This is a genomic window from Xanthomonas sp. DAR 34887 (assembly GCF_041245805.1).
Classification (GTDB): domain Bacteria; phylum Pseudomonadota; class Gammaproteobacteria; order Xanthomonadales; family Xanthomonadaceae; genus Xanthomonas_A; species Xanthomonas_A tesorieronis.
In genome coordinates, this window is record NZ_CP162490.1 from 259,723 (window position 1) to 276,538 (window position 16,816).

The following is a 16,816-nucleotide window of genomic DNA, read 5'->3' on the forward strand; positions in this document are numbered from 1 at the left end:
GACGGCCTTGGTGCCGGTCTTTTGCAAGGAGCATCGAGATGGACGACAAGCGCAGCGAGAATTCGATCGCGACCGCACGTGCGTGGACGCAAGGCAGCATCGCTGGACTCGACGACAGCATGACCCGGCGGCTGGTGGCATCGACCGTCTACACCGAGAGCAACGGTGGCGATTTGGCGATCACCAATGGCCAGGGCTACGTGGGCCGCTATCAGGCCGGTGCCGGCTGGCTGGCCGATGCCGGCCTGATCGATCAGGACCGCTATCGGCAGGCGCTGAAGGATTCCGGCTATGCCCGCGAGTGGGATTGGGCCGTGTCCGGCGGCATGACCCGGTTTCTGAACAACCCGGAAAACTGGAACAACGGCCTGAGCCTGGAGCAGTACAAGGCCTCGGCCGATCTGCAGGACGGCGCCTTCAAGACCATCAGCGATGCGGCCTACCAGCAGGCCATGCGTACCGGCGTGCTGCACGAGGGCGATACGCCCGAACATATCGCCGGCATCCTGAAGGCGCGGCACATTTCCGGCGCCGGCGGCGCGGCGCAGGTGGTGCAGGGCAGTTCGGTCGCCGATTCCAACGGCACCAGCAACGCCGACTACTACAACGATATCGCCATCAACCAGGATCGCCTGGATGCCGGCATGGGACTGGACCCGGCGCGCGAACGCAGCGTGCTGATCCGCGGTGCCTTGCAGGATGGACAGCTGGCGCCCGGCGAGAAGGGCGAGGGCGTGCGCCAGCTGCAGGAAACGCTGGCGGCGCAAGGCTATGCGGTGGGAACGCCGGACGGCAAGTTCGGGCCGAACACCGAACGCTGCGTGCGCGAGTATCAGCAGGCCCACGGCATGCCGGTTACCGCGACGGCCGACGCCGCGATGCTGGCGGCGCTGGGGGTGGGCCAGCAGATTCGGCAGATGCCCGATGGCGCATTGCGCGACGGCCGCCTGGAGCTCGGCGAGAAGGGCGACGGGGTGCGCGCCCTGCAGCAGGCGCTGCGCGACAACGGCGAGCAGCTCGGCGTCGATGGCGATTTCGGGTCCGGCACGCAACGCGCGCTCAAGCATTACCAGCAAGGCGCGGGCTTGCCGCCTACCGGCGTCGCCGACAGGGACACGTTGCAATCGCTGGAACTCGGCGTGTTGTTGCAGCAGATTCCCCAGTCCCAGTCCCAGTCCCAGTCCCAGTCCCAGTCACCGGCACCGGCACCGGCACTGTCTTCCGCCACCGCGTCACCGGCCGCGACCGCGGCGACGCAGCCGCCAGCGCCGCAGTCCACCGCTCCCACGCCGGCGGCCGCAGCGGTCAGCATGGCCGATCCCGCGCATCCGGATCATGCGATGTACGCCGACGTGGTCGGCAAGCTGGAGGCACTTGGCGATCGTGGCGCATTCCAGGGGCGCGAGGCGCTGGAGCGCGCCGCGGGCCAGATCGTGCTCGAGGCCAAGGTCAGCGGCTTGCACAAGGTGGACCACGTGGTGGCGAGCAACAACGGCGGTTTCATCGGCGTGGAGGGCGGCTTGCGGGATCCTGCGCATCGCCGCGTCTATGTCGATCAGGCGCAGGCCGTGAGCCAGTCGGTCGAACAGAGTTCGCGCCAGCTGGACACGTTGAACGCCGACGTGCAGCGTTTGCAGGCACAGGAGCCGGCACAGAGTCAGGCACGCGGGATGTAATCGACGCCGGCGGCATCTGCACAGAATGCGCAGACCGCCGCCAGCCGCACGGCCGCCCCGGTCCAGCCGATCAGGCGCGAATTGATCGGCGTTGGCGCATGCGGCGCGGGCCGCATGCGAACGCCTAAGATAGCGCGCTCGGCCGCGACCGAGCCGATCCGATCCGTTCGCCCCACTGCCCACTCACCTCGCCATGACCCCAAGACGCCTGCTGGTCCGCACCCTGTTCGCCTTCGCGCCGCTGTTCGCCGCCACCGCCCATGCCAACGACAGCAGTTTCGACGACGCCAATGGCACCATCCAGCTGACCCAGCAGCCGGATATCCGCATGAGCAAGGAGGCCTTGTTCATCAGCGAGGACCTGGTGCGGGTGGACTACGTGTTCACCAATACCAGCACGCGCGATCTGGTGGTGCCGATCGCGTTCCCGATGCCGCCGATGTACTTCGGCATGGCCGACCACAGCGAACTGACCGAGTTCAAGCTGTGGGTGGATGGCAAGCCGGTGCGCACCGAGCGCAAGCTGGTGGCGCGGCTGGAGGATGGCACCGACGTGTCGCGGCAGTGGGCGGCCAGCGGCTGGAGCAGCGACGAGCTGGCCAGCTATATCGAATCCGGGCAGACGCCGAAGGGCCGCAAGCCGCTGCCCAAGCGCTGGTTCGACCCTGATGGGCAGCCGCTCTTCACCCTCAGCGAGTATTTCACCTGGCAGCAGCCATTTGCCGCGGGCAAGGCGGTGGCGATCCGCCACAGCTATGTGCCGAGCCTGGCGACCGGGGTGCCGATGCCGGCGGCCGACCTGATCGGCGACTACGCCAAGGACACCTGCATGGACGCCGGCGCGCAGCAAAGCGCGCGCCGCCGCGAGGGCGAGCACGGCCTGCAATGGAGCAACCTGCGCTACATCCTGTTGACCGGCAACAACTGGAAGGGACCGATCCAGGACTTCCACCTGACCTTGAAGAAGCGCGCGCCGACCGACATGATCAGCCTGTGCTTCGACGGCGAACTGAAGCGGACCGATCCGCTGACCTTCGAATTCGAGCAGAAGGATTTCGTGCCGAAGCAGGATCTGAACGTGCTGTTCCTGCGGTAGTTGCCCGAAGCGACGCGCGGGCCGAAGCCGACGTCCCGCTGAACGCGAGGCGGGCTGCGTCCGCAACCGGTATCGCTGGCGGTAGCGGAGACGCGGGGCGATCGGGCAGCATGCGCCAGCGTCGACCGTCGAGGCGGTCGGCGGCCCTTCCTGCCGGTGCACGACGATGCTCGATCCTGCCGCTGCTCGTTCCGATTCCGTCGCGCAGGTGGCCGCGCGCATCGATCGCCTGCCGGCGACGGCCACGCTGTGGCGCCTGGTCGGGTTGCTGGCGCTGGGCGGCTTCTTCGAACTGTACGACCTGTTCCAGACCGCCTACATCAGCCCGGGCCTGCTGCGCGACGGCATCTTCGCCACCGGTGCGGCGGGCGCGTTCGGCATCGCCGACCAGGCCGCGTTCGCGTCGGCCACGTTCCTGGGCCTGTTCCTCGGCGCCAGCCTGCTCAGTCCGTTCGCCGACCGCTTCGGGCGGCGTCCGGTGTTCGCCTTCGCGCTGCTCTGGTACACCGCCGCGACCGTGGCGATGGGCCTGCAGAGCACGGCGCTGGGGGTGATCGTGTGGCGTTTCGTGGTCGGCATCGGCCTGGGCATCGAGCTGGTCACCATCGATACCTATCTGTCCGAACTGATGCCCAGGCACATGCGCGGGGCGGCCTTCGCCTTCGCGTTCTTCGTGCAGTTCCTGGCGGTACCGGCGGTGGCGGTGAGCGCGTGGGCGCTGGTGCCGCACGCGCCGCTCGGGGTCAGCGGCTGGCGCTGGGTGGTGCTGCTGAGCGGCACGTTCGCGGTGGCGATCTGGTGGCTGCGCCGGCGCCTGCCAGAGTCGGCGCGCTGGCTGGCGGCGCAGGGCCGGGATGCCGAGGCCGACGCCGTGCTGCGCCAGCTCGAGGCACGTTGTGCGGCCGATCTGGGGCGCGCGCTGGACCCGCCGCAGCCCGAACCGCAGCTCGCCTCCGCCGCGACGCAGGGGCGTTTCGCTACGCTCTGGAAGCCGCCATACCGGCGCCGTGTGGCGATGCTGGTGGCGTTCCATGTGTTCCAGGCGATCGGCTTCTTCGGCTTCGGCAACTGGTTGCCGGCGCTGTTGTCGGCGCAAGGCGCGGACAGCGTGCATGGGCTGGGCTATGCGTTCGCGATCTCGCTGGCCTATCCGCTGGCGCCGCTGCTGTTGCTGCGTTTCGCCCAGCGCTGGGAGAACAAGTGGCAGGTGGTGTGGTCGGCGCTCGGCGCGGTGCTGTTCGGCACGCTGTTCGCCTGGCAGACCCAGCCGTTGGCGATCATCGCCTGCGGTGCGGCGATCACCTTCTGCAACGCCTGGATGAGCTTCGCCTACCACGGCTACCAGGCCGAGCTGTTCCCGACCGCGCTGCGCGCCCGCGCGGTGGGCTTCTGCTATTCCTTCAGCCGCCTGTCCACCGCCGGCAGCAGCCTGCTGATCGGGCTGTTGCTGGAGCGCGCCGGCAATCGCGGCGTGCTGGCCTTCATCGTCGCCAGCCTGCTGGCGGTGGCCGGGATCATCGGCATTTTCGGCCCGCGTACCCGCAACCGCACGCTGGAGCAGATCGCCGGCTAGGGCACCTGCGTTCCCGGTTCCGTCATCTGCCCTCGACAGCATCGCGGCGGCGGCCGGTGCATGCTGTGCGCTCCCCCGCCACGACTCCGGGCCATGACCTCCAATCTCCCCGTTCCCGCCATGGATGCCGCCGACCACCGCGATCTGGCCCAGGCGCACGCGCTGCTCGAGCATCCCGGCCTGGCGGCGAAGATCGCCAATACGGTCGGCGCGCCGATCGAGGATCTGCTCAGCAAGCGCCTGCCGAAGGCGCTGTCCTCGCGGATCGACGCGATCAGCCATCGCGCGCTGCGCATCGCCTTGCGCTCGGCGCTGCTGACCCTGCGGAACCAGGCCCCGGGTGCGGCGCGGCCGCGCCTGCATGGGGCGGCGGTGGCCGCGACCGGTGCCGCCGGCGGTTTCTTCGGCCTGCCCGGGTTGCTGGTGGAATTGCCGCTGACCACGACGCTGATGCTGCGTTCGATCGCCGACATCGCCCGCGCCGAGGGCGAGCGGCTGGACGATCCGGCGACCACGCTGGCCTGCCTGGAAGTGTTGGCGCATGGCGGCCGCAGCGCACGCGACGATGGCAGCGAATCGGGCTACTTCGCGGTGCGCACGGCGATGGCGCAGCAGCTCAGCGCCGCCGCGCAGTACATCGCCGCGCACGGCATCGGCAGCAAGGGCGCGCCGGCGCTGGTGTCGCTGATGTCGCGGATCGCGGCGAAGTTCTCGATCACGGTCAGCGAGAAGCTGGCGGCGCAGGCGGTGCCGCTGGTCGGCGCGGCCAGCGGCGCGCTGCTCAACACGGTCTTCATCGCGCACTTCCAGGCGATGGCACGCGGCCACTTCATCGTGCGCCGGCTGGAGCGGCGCTATGGCGAGGCCGCGGTGCGGCAGGCCTACGAGGCGTTGCCGGCGGCGAAGTGAGCGACCCTGCGCTGCGCCCACCGCGTCGGCTGGCCCGAGGCCGGCGGCTGGCGGCCCTGGATCGGTTCGGCATCGGTCTCGCGCGCCTGTCCAGGTCTACGCGCCGGGCGCTGGATTGCTGCCAGGTACGGCGCATCCATCGGCGCGACCGCGTCATGGCAACGCGATGGGCGCGCTAAGCGGCGAGACGCCGCGTTCGTCGAAGGCCTCGACCGCGAACACGTAATCCTGGTCGCGGTCGAGCGCGCGAATTTCCAGATCGGTGCCGCGGTCGGCGAACACCTGGTAGGTCAGATTCAGGCGGTCGGCACGCAGGCCCCAGCGAACGTTGTAGCCGACCGCGCCCGGCACCGCCTGCCAGTGCACGCGGGCGTTGCGGCGGTCGGTGTCGCGGCGCGCGGCGACGCCGGTTGGGGCCCGTGGCGGGGCGCCGTCGGCGTTGCCGAACACGCGCAGGTCGCCGATCGCCAGGTAGGCGGCGCCGACATGGCCGTGCACGTAGCGGATGTAGCGGGTGCGGACCGGCGCAGGCAGTTGCAGGTAGGCGTTGGGACGGTCGCGTCGGTCGCCGCCGTCGCCGACCTCGGCCAGCGGCAGCCAGTGGCGGCCGTCGCGCGAATGCTCCAGCCGGAACGTGGTGTAGATGTCCGGCGCGTCGTCGTAGCGGCCGGCGCGGTAGTCGGCAAAGTTGACCTGCACCGCACGCACGCTGCGCTCCCTGCCCAGGTCGACGGTGAGGGTTTCGCCGGGCGCGTTGCGTGCGGCCACCCAATAGCTGCGTGGGTCCTCGTCGGTGGCGCGCGCGGCGGCGAAGCCGTCCAGGGTGGACGAGGCGCTGGCCGGCTTGCGGTAGGACAGCAGCATCCAGCCGGTGAATAGCGCGTCCGGATCGGCCACCGCGCCGTCCGGCATCCAGTGCGGAAAATCGCCGAAGCGGGTGGACACGCGCATCTGTCCATCGGCGGCGAATGCCGCCGGGAACAGCACGATGCGCCGCTCGAAGGTCCAGTTGGCGCCGATCCAGGCGGTGCCGCTGTTCCACCAGTTGCCGTGCGCATCCTGGAAGGTGGAGCCGTGGCCGGCGCCCTGCATGAAGCCGCCGGGCTTGTACGCCACCGGGTTGTAGGCCGCGTAGACGAACGGCCCGAGCGGGTGCTCGCCGACGTACACGCCGTTGGCGTAGGCGTTGTACTCGCTGCCGGGCGCGCCGTATTGCAGGTAGTAGCGGCCGCCGGTCTTGGTCATCCACGCGCCTTCCAGATAGCTGCCGATCGGGCTGCCGTCGGCGAAGCGTGCGCCGCGATGGTCGGGGCCGAAGCGCTCCCACCCGTGCTGCGCCGGGTCCAGCGCGACCAGCGGCGCAGGCTCGCCGCGGAAGGCGACACCCTGCGCGGTGCGCTCCATCGCAATGCCGTACAGCGGGTAACGATCGGACGAACCCCAGTACAGATACCACTGGCCGTCGTCGTCGATGAACAGGTCCGGATCCCAGGGGCCGGGCGGCACGTCGCTGAGTGGCCGGCCCTTCATGTCGGTGCCGATCGGCTGGGCGCGCGGCAGCTTGGGCAGTAACCGGGTGAGGAAGTCGAGCTTGCCGCTGGCCGGGTCGCGGGTCTGCAGCAGCGGCCGCGGTTCGAACGCCGACTGCATGATCACCAGGCGTTCGCCGTCGGCGACCACCGCCGGCGCGACAATGCTCTCGAACGGCCAGCGGCTGGGCGCGACGAACCGCCAGTCGAGCAGGTCGGCGGAGCGCCAGTAGCCGTCGGCCAGGGTCTGGAACAGGTAGTAGGCGTCGCCGAAGCGCACGAACACCGGGTCGGCGCCGGTGCGATAGGAAATGCCTTCGTTGCGTTGTTCGAAGTTGTAGCGGTAATCCAGGTCGATCGGATTGGCGTAGCTGCGCTGACCCGGCGCCTGCGCATCGGCCAGGCCGCTGCTCGCCAGCAGCGCCAGCGTCGCGATTGCTCTGAACATGGCGATGGGCCTCCCCCGTGGCGGCGTCGGCTACCGTAGCAAATGCCCGAGCGCCGCGCGAAGCGGCCGGCGCGCCGCCGACGGCACGCCACGGGCCGACCGCAAGCCATTGCACGCGTCTCGCAGCGCAGGGCGGGCGCCGGCAAAGCAGCGGGATCGCGCAAAGTCGCGCGCGGTCTACGTCGGTATCCTGCGGCATTCGATCGTTGCCGAAGGACGCTGGCGTGACTGCAAAGAAACCGAAGAAGGGACAGCTGGTGCTGGCGCTGATCGCGAGCCTGACCGCGCCGGCCGCGCACGCGGCCGATGTCGCGCACGACGGCATCCGCCACATGCCGGCCTTCGATCTGCCGCTGTCGCCGTTCCTCAGTCCGCAGGCGCAGGCGGCAGCACGCGGCGACATGGCCCGCGGCGATCCGCTGGCGAAAATGGACAACGCCACGCTGGCGCGCGAACTGCCGCGCATCCGCGCCGAGACCGAGGCGTGGGCCAAGGGCGTGGTGGAACCGCTGCGCGAACGCTACGGCGTGACGATCACCACGGCGACCTGGAACGGCGTGCCGGTGACGCTGGTGCAGCCGCGCGATGCGTCGCCGGCGCAGCGGCAGCGGCTGTTGATCGAACTGCATGGCGGCTCCTTCGTGATGGGCAGCGCCGCGTCGTTCGGCATGATGGAGGCGATTCCGGTGGCGGCGATGACCGGCGTCACCGTGGTCAGCGTCGACTACCGGATGGGCCCGGAACACCGGTTTCCCGCCGCCAGCGAGGATGTGGCCACGGTCTACCGCGAAGCGCTCAAGCGCTATGCGCCGCAGCACATCGGCCTGTTCGGTTGCTCGGCCGGCGGCGTGTTGACCGGCGAGTCGCTGGCCTGGTTCGCCAAGCAGAAGCTGCCGATGCCGGCCGCGGCGGGCATGTTCTGCGCCGGCGGCGATGCGCGGTACCGTGGCGACTCGCGCTATGTGGTGGCGGCGGTGAACGATGCGCCGCTGCCGGATGCGCAGGGTGCGCTGCCGATCATGGAGGACCTGTACTACGGTGCCGATGTGGATTTCCACGATCCGCTGGTGTCGCCGGTGTTTTCCGATGCGGTGCTGGCGCAGTTTCCGCCCGTGCTGTTCATCACCGGCACGCGTGCGGCCGAACTGAGCAATGTCGCCTACACCCATTCGCGGCTGGTCGATCTGGGCCGCGAAGCGGATCTGCACGTGTGGGACGGCATGGGCCATGCGTTCCATCTCAACGACACGCTGCCCGAGAGCCAGCAGGCGCTGCGGGTGATCGCGCGCTTCTTCCGCACGCATCTGGCGTTGCCGCCCGCGCCTGCTGCGACGCCCTGATCTCGGGGGCGCGCCCGGCGACGCGGCGACCGCCGCCCTACGCCAAGACTGGCCGTCGCTGTGCCGGAGTGGCACAGTGGCGCCTGGCGCCGAGCGCGACGGCGTCACCACGCTGCGCTCGGCACCGCCGCTTTCGTTTCCACGCAGGTCCCCGCCATGAAAACCCGTTCCAGATCCGAGACCGACGACGACCAGCCGCGGCTGGCGGTGCTGATCGATGCCGACAACGCGCAGCCGTCGGTGATCGAAGGCTTGCTGGCCGAGGTGGCCAAGTACGGCGTGGCCAGCGTCAAGCGCATCTACGGCGACTTCACCAGCACGCGCATGACCCAGTGGAAGCAGGCGCTGCTGAAGCACTCGATCAGCCCGGTGCAGCAGTTCGCCTACACCAGCGGCAAGAACGCCACCGACAGCTCGCTGATCATCGACGCGATGGACCTGCTGTACACCGGCCGCTTCGACGGCTTCTGCCTGGTCTCCAGCGACAGCGATTTCACCCGCCTGGCGCAGCGCCTGCGCGAGGAAGGGCCGACCGTGTACGGCTTCGGCGAGCGCAAGACGCCGGATGCCTTCGTGCAGGCCTGCGACAAGTTCATCTATACCGAAGTGCTGCGCACCGAGGCGGCCAGCGCCGAGCCGTCCAAGCCGGCGGCCGCGGTCGCCAAGCCGGCGCGCAAGGCACGCAAGACGCCACACGCCGCGCAGACGGCCAAGCCCGAGGCGCCGGCCGCCGTGGCCGCGAGCGCGGCGGCGCACGCAGCGCCGGCCGATGCGAAGGCCGCGCCGCTGTCGGCACCGCTGAAACTGCTGCGCCAGGCAATCGAGGAAGCCTCCGACGACCAAGGCTGGGCTGGACTCGGCAGCGTCGGCAGCTACCTCAACAAGGTGCGCCCGGATTTCGATCCGCGCCTGTACGGGCACAAGAAACTCAGCGACCTGCTGCGGCGGCTGTCGGCACAGTTCGAACTCGAGGAGCGCGGCAACGAAGGCGGCGGCAAGCGCATCTTCGTGCGTTCGCGCAGTTGACCGCGATCCGCCCGCGCGCGGCCGCGGCCCGCGCGCAGGCCACACCAAGCGACGAGCGATGAACGAGAAACCCTATGCTCCTTCCTGCGACCGCAATCGCGCGCCGATCCTGCAGGTGCTGCAGCGGCATGTCGCCGAGCGCCGCCATGTGCTGGAGATCGGCAGCGGCACCGGCCAGCATGCGGTGCATTTCGCCGCCGCCTTGCCGCAGCTGACCTGGCAATGCAGCGAGCGCGCCGAGCACCTGCCCGGCATCGCGCAGTGGCTGGACGCGGCGGCGTTGCCGAACACGCCGCCGGCCCTGGTGCTGGACGTGCAGCAGGGGCCATGGCCCACCGCCGGCTACGACGCGGTGTTCACCGCCAACACGCTGCACATCATGGGCTGGTCCGCGGTGCAGGCGTTCTTCGCCGGGGTCGGCACGCTGTTGGCCGACTGCGATGGCGGCACGCTGGTGGTGTACGGGCCGTTCAACTACGGCGGCAGCTTCAGCAGCGACAGCAACCGCGCCTTCGACGCCTGGCTGAAGGCGCGCGACGCGGCGAGCGGGATCCGCGATTTCGAGGCGGTCGCCGCGCTGGCGCAGGCGCAGGGCCTGGTGCTGCAGGAGGACGCGGCGATGCCGGCGAACAATCGCTGCCTGGTGTGGCGGCGCGGCTGAGTTGCGCGTCGCGCGGCTGCGGCGCGTTCGGACCTGCAGCGCGCCGCCTGCGCAGCGGATCCGGCGTCCCGCTGCATCGGGCGCAGACCGTCGTATGCGCGCCGCAAGCGCGTCTGGAAATGGATGCACCGCGACGTGACCTTGCGCCACGGCCTGCCCAGGCGACGTTGCGGCCACGTGAGGACCAGGGCACGCAGCCTCATCGCGCGCTCACTCCGGTGGCACGAGGGATTAACCGGATCTTCGCCACTGTGCGACCACCACGGGCCGATACGCATGGCCGGTGATCCCATATCACTGCGGAGCGTTCCCAATGAGCACCAATAACGAAGCACGCGATCTGAATCGCGATCCCATCTCCGGCACGCCGGGTTCGCATCCGGTCGGCGTCGGCATCGGTGGCACCGCCGGTGGCGTGGCCGCCGGCGCGCTGGCCGGCACCGTGTTCGGGCCGCTCGGCACCCTGATCGGCGCCGCCGTCGGCGTGGTCGCCGGCGCCGCGGCGGGCAAGGGCGTGGCCGAGCGCATCGACCCGACCGGCGAAGCCGAATACTGGCGCGAGGAATACCGCAACCGCGACTACGTAAAGTCCGACTACGACTACGAGCGCGACTACGCCGCGGCCTACGGCCTGGGCCTGCAGGCGCGCGAACAGTATCCGACCCGCAGCTGGGAAGAGAACGAAACCGAGTTGTCGCGCGACTGGGGCACCCGCCGCGGCGAGTCGCGCCTGGAGTGGGAGGATGCGCGCCTGGCGGCACGCGATTCCTGGCAGCGCGCCGACGCCACCTACCGCACCTACGAAGACAGCGACCGCTATTACGCCGAGCGCTTCGACAGCGCGGACTACCGCGACGCCGATGCCGGTTATGACGACTACCGTCCGGCCTACCGCTACGGCGTCCAGGCGCGAAGCCGCTATCAGGACCGCGAATGGGACGACCGCCTGGAAACGGATCTGGAAAGCGGCTGGGAACGCGCCAAGGACCGCTCGCGGCTGACCTGGCAGCAGGCCAAGGCGGCAGTGCGCGAAGCCTTCCATTCGGACCGCTACAACAGCGCCGGTCGCGGCACGCCGACCGATCCGCGGGTCTGAGGCGAGCGCGCACCCCAGCAATACGTCACCAACGCCTTGTAGGAGCGGCTTCAGCCGCGACGGAACCCGTCAGCAAGCACCGAGCTGAAACCGCCCTGCGGAGTGGCAGAGACGATCTGAAAAACGCGCGATCCCGAAGGCCGAGTCTCTCGGCCTTCTTTCGTTGGCGGATCGCCGATCGACATCGACGCTGCTGCGATCGATCGTTTCATCGGTCGCGGTCATGGCGCGGGTGATCACAGGCGCGTCCGTCTGCCTGTCGCGGCTGAAGCCGCTCCTACAAGGGCGAGTTGCCTACGCCCGCGCTCAGGCCGCCTGCACGATATGCAACGCCTTCGGGTTGCGCCAGGTCGCCAGCAGCCGCGCCTCGCGCTGTTTGGCCTCGTGCAGATGCGCTTCCTTGACGTGCCCGTAGCCGCGGATATGTTCCGGCACGCTGGCGATCTCCACCGCCAGCGCCAGATTGTTCGTCGCCAGCCGTTCCAGCAGCTCGCCCACGGTGCGTTCGTAGTCGGCGATCAGCTGGCGCTCGCCGCGACGTTCGGCGCTGTAGCCGAAGATGTCGAACGCGCCGCCGCGCAACACGCGCAGCTTGGCCAGCCACTTGAACGCGGTGAACATCCACGGCCCGTACTCGCGCTTGAGCGCGCGGCCTTGCGCATCCTTCTTGGCCAGCAGCGGCGGCGCCAGGTGGAAGCGCAGCGAATAGGCGCCATCGAACTGCTGCTGCAGCTGGCGCTGGAAATCGCCGCTGGTGTACAGCCGCGCCACTTCGTATTCGTCCTTGTAGGCCATCAGCTTGAACGCGTAGCGCGCCACCGCTTCGGTCAATGCGGTGGAGCCGGCGGCGGCACGCTGCTCGGCTTCGCGCACGCGTTCCACCAGCGCGGCGTAGCGCGCGGCATAGGCGGCGTCCTGGTAATCGACCAGGAACGCGCGGCGGCGCGCGATCAGTTCGTGCAGCGAGCGCGACAGGCGGGTGTCGTCCAGCGGCGCATGGCCGGGGTCGGCGGCATCGCCGGCGGCGGGCAGGTCGCGCGGCGGGCGCGCGTTGTGCGGATTGCGCGGCGCGGCGCTGGCGCCGGCCTCGTGACCTTCCCACTCGCCGGGCGGCAGCTGCTGCAGCCGTTGCGCGGCGGCTTCGGTGCCGGCGGCGACGCTGCCGGGCATGCCTGCGGCCTGCTGCACCGCGGCCAGGTCCAGCGCCGCCAGGCGGCCCCAGGCGAAGGCCTGCTGGTTCATCGCCACCGCTGCGCCATTGAGTTCGATCGCCCGCATCAGCGCGGCGTGCGACAGCGGCACCAGCCCCTGCTGCCAGGCGTAGCCGAGCATGAACAGGTTGCTGGCGATGGCGTCGCCGAGCAGTGCGGTGGCCAGTTGCGTGGCGTCGAGCAGCAAGGGCTCGCGCCCACCCAGGGCCAGGCGCACCCCGGCGACGATGTCGGCGGCGGGGAACTGCATGTCCGGATGCGTGGTGAAGGTGCCGGGCATCGCTTCGTAGGTGTTGAGCACCACCTGCGAGCGGTCGCCGCGCACCTTGGACAGCGCCCAGTAGTCGTTGACCACGACCATGTCGCAGCCCAGCACCAGGTCGGCCTCGCCGGCGGCGATGCGTACCGCGTGCAGGTCCTCGGGCTGGCGCGCCAGGCGGATATGGGTGGTGACCGCGCCACCCTTCTGCGCCAGGCCGGTCTGGTCGAGCACGCTGGCGCCCTTGCCTTCCAGGTGTCCGGCCATGCCCAGCAGCGCACCGATGGTGACCACGCCGGTGCCGCCGACGCCGGTGATCAGGATGTTCCAGGGCCGGCTCAGGTCGCTGCGGAAGGTGGGCGCCGGCAGCTGCTCCAGCAGCGCCGCGGCGTCGGCCTTGCGGCCCTTGCGCAGCGCGCCGCCATGCACGGTGACGAAGCTCGGGCAGAAGCCGGAGACGCAGGAATAGTCCTTGTTGCAGCCGGACTGGTCGATCTGGCGCTTGCGCCCGAACTCGGTCTCCTTCGGCAGCACCGACACGCAGAAGCTCTTCTCGCCGCAATCGCCGCAGCCTTCGCAGACCAGTGAATTGACCAGCACGCGCTTGGCCGGATCGGGCAGCTTGCCGCGCTTGCGCCGGCGCCGCTTCTCGGTGGCGCAGGTCTGGTCGTAGATCAGGACGCTGGTGCCCTTGACCTCGCGCAGGCGCTTTTGCACCGCGTCCAGCTCGCTGCGGTCGTGGAACTCGACGTCGCTGGGGAACTGCTCGCGGCGGCGCGTCCATTTGCCGATGTCGTCGCTGACCAGGGCGATGGTGTGCACGCCTTCGGCGCGCATCTGCCGGGCGATGTCGGGCACACTCAAGGTGCCGTCCACCGGCTGCCCGCCGGTCATCGCCACCGCGTCGTTGTAGAGGATCTTGTAGGTGATGTTGACCCCGGCGGCGATCGACTGGCGGATCGCCAGCGAGCCGCTGTGGAAGTAGGTGCCGTCGCCTAGGTTCTGGAACACGTGCGGGGTGTCGGTGAACGGCGCCTGCCCGGCCCAGGTGACGCCTTCGCCGCCCATGTGGGTGAAGGTGTCGGTGGCGCGGTCCATCCACGTCACCATGTAGTGGCAGCCGATCCCGCCGAGCGCGCGCGAGCCCTCCGGCACCACCGTGGAGGTGTTGTGCGGGCAGCCGGAGCAGTAGTGCGGCACGCGCGGGAAATTGGCGCGCGGCAGGGCCATCTCCGCTTCCTTGGCCTCCATCCAGCGCAGCCGCTGCTCGATCGACTCGGTGCTGATCGCGCTGGATCGCAGCAGGCGCAGGATGCGCTTGCCGATCACCGCGGCGATCGTCGCCGGGGTCAGCTCGCCGGTGGACGGCAGGATCCACTCGCCGGCCTCGTCGTACTTGCCGACGATGCTCGGGCGCGGCCCGGCGCTGGCCGGCCAGTTGTAGAACTGCTCCTTCATCTGCCGCTCGATGAAGGCCTTCTTCTCCTCCACCACCACGATGTCTTCCAGGCCCTGCGCGAACGCGGCGATGCCGATCGGCTCCAGCGGCCAGGTCATGCCGACCTTGTACACGCGGATGCCGATGTCGCGGCAGGCGCGTTCGTCCAGGCCCAGGTATTCCAGCGCCTGCAACACGTCCAGGTAGCTCTTGCCGGTGGTGACGATGCCCAGCCGCGCCTGCGGCGCATCCATCACCGTGCGGTCCACGCCGTTGGCGCGGGCGAAGGCCTGCGCGGCGCGCACCGCGTAACGATGCAGGCGCATCTCCTGGTCCAGCGGCGGGTCCGGCCAGCGGATATTGAGCCCGCCCGGCGGCAGTTCGAAATCCTCCGGCAGCACGATCTGCCGCGCGAACGGGTCCACTTCCACCGACGCGGAGGATTCCACCGTCTCGGCGATGGTCTTGAAGCCGATCCAGCGCCCGGTGTAGCGGCTCATCGCCCAGCCGAGCAGGCCCAGGTCGAGGATGTCCTGCACCCCGGCCGGATTGAGCACCGGCATCATCGCGCTGACGAATTCCTCTTCCGAGCCGTGCGGCAGGGTCGAACTGCGGCAGGCGTGGTCGTCGGCGGCCAGCGCCAGCACGCCACCGTGGCGCGAGGTGCCGGCGGCGTTGCCGTGCTTGAACACGTCGCCGCAGCGGTCCACGCCCGGGCCCTTGCCGTACCACATCGCATACACGCCATCCACGCGCGCGCCGGGGAATAGGTTGGTCTGCTGCGTGCCCCAGACCATGGTCGCGCCCAGGTCCTCGTTGAGGCCGGGCTGGAATTTCACGTTGGCCGCGTCCAGGTGCTTGCGCGCGCGCCACAGCTCCAGGTCGAAGCCGCCCAGCGGGCTGCCACGGTAGCCGCTGACGAAACCGCCGGTATTGAGCCCGGCGGCGCGGTCGCGCAGCTGCTGCATCAGCGGCAGGCGCACCAGCGCCTGCACCCCGGACAGGTAGATGCGGCCGTCGGTGCGGGTGTATTTGTGCTCCAGGGTGTAGTCGGCGTCGACGCCAGCGGCGGCCGGCACGGCGAGGGAAGACGGCGGACGCGGATCGGCGATGCGGTTCATGGCTTGCCTGGAGAGGGAAGGCTGGCGCGTGCGCGGCGCAGGCCGGGCACGATCCCCCGATTGTATCAGCGGCGTTTTGTGCGCCTGCCCCTCGCCCCCGGCGGCGGACGCGGTTACGATGCCGATGGGGGAGGGGAACACCTCCGAGGGTTGTCAGCAGTGAATGCACATAAATACGCACTGGCCGCGATGCTGGCCTGGGTGGGCACGACCGCGGTCGCTGCGCACGCGCAGGCCTTGCCGGCGCCGAAGGAGTTCTATTTCGACCAGGACCGCAGCACAACGCGGCCGGTGGCGGCGATCGCCGGCAGCGGCGAGGCGCTGGTCGATCGTCTCGCCAGCACCGTGCAGCGCGATCCGAACGCGGTCGAGGCGCGCGCGCAGCTGGCCGCGATCGCGATGGCCGGCGGGCGCCGCGAACTGGGCGAAGAGCTGTACCAGACCGCGCTGCGCGGGTTGAGCGCCGGCGCGCAGCGCCGCCAGATCGAATGGAACTACGGCTGGGACCTGTTGCGCGCCGGCGATCCGGCGCGCGCGCTGGCGCAATGGAGCGGCCTGGTCAACGGCCGCCCGGCGGCGCCGGACTGGGTGCCGCCGACGCTGGCGCTGGTGCTGTGGCGGCTGGATCGCAAGGACGAGGCGGTGAAGTGGTACGCCGCCGCCGTGCGCACCTGGCCGGACCAGTGGGGCGCCGGCGCCGACTTCGCCAAGCTGCTGCCGACCTGGCGCGACGACGAACGCGCCACCCTGGCCGAAGTGCTGGCCGCCTGGCAGGCCAAGCCGCCCGCCTGGCCCTGAGCTGCGCTTGCGTGCGCGGCATAGCCTGAGTCGCGGCCACCGCCACCGCCACCGCCACCGCGACCGCCACCGCCGCCAGCGGATGGTGCAGCTGGGCCACTGCAGCGGGGTCCTCGGCCCCGGCACTGTGCGCAGTTGTCCAGCGCATCGCTCCGTTCGTCGCGACTGAAGGGCACCTCTAACAACTCCATTCCGGAAGCTGCACGCTGCACGTGGCGATGGCGTGTTTCTTTTTTCTGTCGCGGCTGAAGCCGCTCCTACAAGAGCACGGCGCGCACGTGTAGGAGCGGCTTCAGCCGCGACAGGAGAACGAAGCGGCCGCGATGCCAAGGCGTCCATGAAAAACGCGGCCGCAACGCCACCGTCTACCGCCAATGCGTCTTTGCCACTCCATGGCATCTCGAACGCATCGATGCCGGAGCCTGCAGGCTGGGCGTGTCGGCGTCTCGCAAGTGCATCGACATGCTGTTTGGGGAGGTATTAGAGGTGCCCTGAAGTCGCTCCTGCAGGGGCTTGCGCCAAGCCGGCCGGATGCACTGTGGGAGGGGCTTCAGCCCCGACGCGGGAACGTTGGGTGCGCCAGTGCTGCCGCCGCGCCGCCGCCACGCGGTTAACGTCCGGAACCGAGTGCGCCT

11 protein-coding genes are annotated in these 16,816 nt (G+C 70.0%); 9 read left to right on the plus strand and 2 right to left on the minus strand.

Translation table 11 applies throughout. From position 1 onward, the window contains the following. Window positions 1–38 precede the first annotated feature (38 nt). The 4 genes from AB3X08_RS01160 (at window position 39) to AB3X08_RS01175 (ending at window position 5,254) form a co-directional block, all read left to right on the plus strand. Window positions 39–1,676 (plus strand): peptidoglycan-binding protein, encoded by a 1,638-nt coding sequence (locus AB3X08_RS01160; RefSeq protein WP_369935657.1) that lies wholly within the window; start codon window positions 39–41, stop codon window positions 1,674–1,676. Window positions 1,677–1,869: 193 nt separating this feature from the next. After that, window positions 1,870–2,772, plus strand: coding sequence for a DUF4424 family protein (locus AB3X08_RS01165; protein ID WP_369935659.1), 903 nt, complete (start codon window positions 1,870–1,872; stop codon window positions 2,770–2,772). A gap of 166 nt (window positions 2,773–2,938) precedes the next feature. Beyond that, window positions 2,939–4,345 carry an MFS transporter gene (locus AB3X08_RS01170; protein ID WP_369935661.1) on the plus strand — a complete coding sequence of 469 codons (1,407 nt, stop codon included), beginning with the start codon at window positions 2,939–2,941 and terminating at the stop codon, window positions 4,343–4,345. 93 nt (window positions 4,346–4,438) lie between these two features. Further along, window positions 4,439–5,254, plus strand: a complete 816-nt coding sequence (locus AB3X08_RS01175; RefSeq protein ID WP_369935663.1) for an EcsC family protein — start codon at window positions 4,439–4,441, stop codon at window positions 5,252–5,254. 153 nt (window positions 5,255–5,407) lie between these two features. On the opposite strand, the gene AB3X08_RS01180 is transcribed toward AB3X08_RS01175, so the two are convergent. After that, on the minus strand, window positions 5,408–7,231 hold the full coding sequence (locus AB3X08_RS01180; RefSeq protein ID WP_369935665.1) for a family 43 glycosylhydrolase: 1,824 nt from the start codon (window positions 7,229–7,231) through the stop codon (window positions 5,408–5,410). Window positions 7,232–7,485: 254 nt separating this feature from the next. Here AB3X08_RS01180 and AB3X08_RS01185 point away from each other — a divergent pair, with 254 nt between their 5' ends. From AB3X08_RS01185 to AB3X08_RS01200, 4 genes are all read left to right on the plus strand, one after another. Beyond that, on the plus strand, window positions 7,486–8,571 hold the full coding sequence (locus tag AB3X08_RS01185) for an alpha/beta hydrolase (RefSeq protein WP_369938370.1): 1,086 nt from the start codon (window positions 7,486–7,488) through the stop codon (window positions 8,569–8,571). A 156-nt stretch (window positions 8,572–8,727) separates the two neighbouring features. Next, complete coding sequence (locus AB3X08_RS01190; protein ID WP_369935667.1) at window positions 8,728–9,597, plus strand: NYN domain-containing protein; 870 nt, start codon at window positions 8,728–8,730, stop codon at window positions 9,595–9,597. Window positions 9,598–9,655: 58 nt separating this feature from the next. Then, complete coding sequence (locus AB3X08_RS01195) at window positions 9,656–10,258, plus strand: DUF938 domain-containing protein (RefSeq protein WP_369935669.1); 603 nt, start codon at window positions 9,656–9,658, stop codon at window positions 10,256–10,258. A 313-nt stretch (window positions 10,259–10,571) separates the two neighbouring features. Next, window positions 10,572–11,354: a hypothetical protein gene (locus tag AB3X08_RS01200; protein ID WP_369935671.1), complete on the plus strand. Its 783-nt coding sequence runs from the start codon at window positions 10,572–10,574 to the stop codon at window positions 11,352–11,354. 306 nt (window positions 11,355–11,660) lie between these two features. On the opposite strand, the gene AB3X08_RS01205 is transcribed toward AB3X08_RS01200, so the two are convergent. Then, the gene (locus tag AB3X08_RS01205; protein WP_369935673.1) at window positions 11,661–15,383 is read right to left on the minus strand and encodes an indolepyruvate ferredoxin oxidoreductase family protein; all 3,723 of its coding nucleotides are present in this window, start codon (window positions 15,381–15,383) and stop codon (window positions 11,661–11,663) included. A gap of 189 nt (window positions 15,384–15,572) precedes the next feature. Here AB3X08_RS01205 and AB3X08_RS01210 point away from each other — a divergent pair, with 189 nt between their 5' ends. Then, entirely contained in the window at window positions 15,573–16,181 is a 609-nt protein-coding gene (locus tag AB3X08_RS01210) for a tetratricopeptide repeat protein (RefSeq protein ID WP_369938371.1), read from the plus strand. The last annotated feature ends 635 nt before the right edge of the window (window positions 16,182–16,816 follow it).

What these genes read in the sequence shown, in the direction of transcription:
- AB3X08_RS01200 (WP_369935671.1), top strand. Translation starts at nt 10,572, where the DNA reads ATGAGCACCAATAACGAAGCACGCGATCTGAATCGCGATCCCATCTCC.
- AB3X08_RS01205 (WP_369935673.1), bottom strand. Translation starts at nt 15,383, where the DNA reads ATGAACCGCATCGCCGATCCGCGTCCGCCGTCTTCCCTCGCCGTGCCG.
- AB3X08_RS01165 (WP_369935659.1), top strand. Translation starts at nt 1,870, where the DNA reads ATGACCCCAAGACGCCTGCTGGTCCGCACCCTGTTCGCCTTCGCGCCG.
- AB3X08_RS01170 (WP_369935661.1), top strand. Translation starts at nt 2,939, where the DNA reads ATGCTCGATCCTGCCGCTGCTCGTTCCGATTCCGTCGCGCAGGTGGCC.
- AB3X08_RS01190 (WP_369935667.1), top strand. Translation starts at nt 8,728, where the DNA reads ATGAAAACCCGTTCCAGATCCGAGACCGACGACGACCAGCCGCGGCTG.
- AB3X08_RS01175 (WP_369935663.1), top strand. Translation starts at nt 4,439, where the DNA reads ATGACCTCCAATCTCCCCGTTCCCGCCATGGATGCCGCCGACCACCGC.
- AB3X08_RS01160 (WP_369935657.1), top strand. Translation starts at nt 39, where the DNA reads ATGGACGACAAGCGCAGCGAGAATTCGATCGCGACCGCACGTGCGTGG.
- AB3X08_RS01195 (WP_369935669.1), top strand. Translation starts at nt 9,656, where the DNA reads ATGAACGAGAAACCCTATGCTCCTTCCTGCGACCGCAATCGCGCGCCG.
- AB3X08_RS01210 (WP_369938371.1), top strand. Translation starts at nt 15,573, where the DNA reads ATGCTGGCCTGGGTGGGCACGACCGCGGTCGCTGCGCACGCGCAGGCC.
- AB3X08_RS01180 (WP_369935665.1), bottom strand. Translation starts at nt 7,231, where the DNA reads ATGTTCAGAGCAATCGCGACGCTGGCGCTGCTGGCGAGCAGCGGCCTG.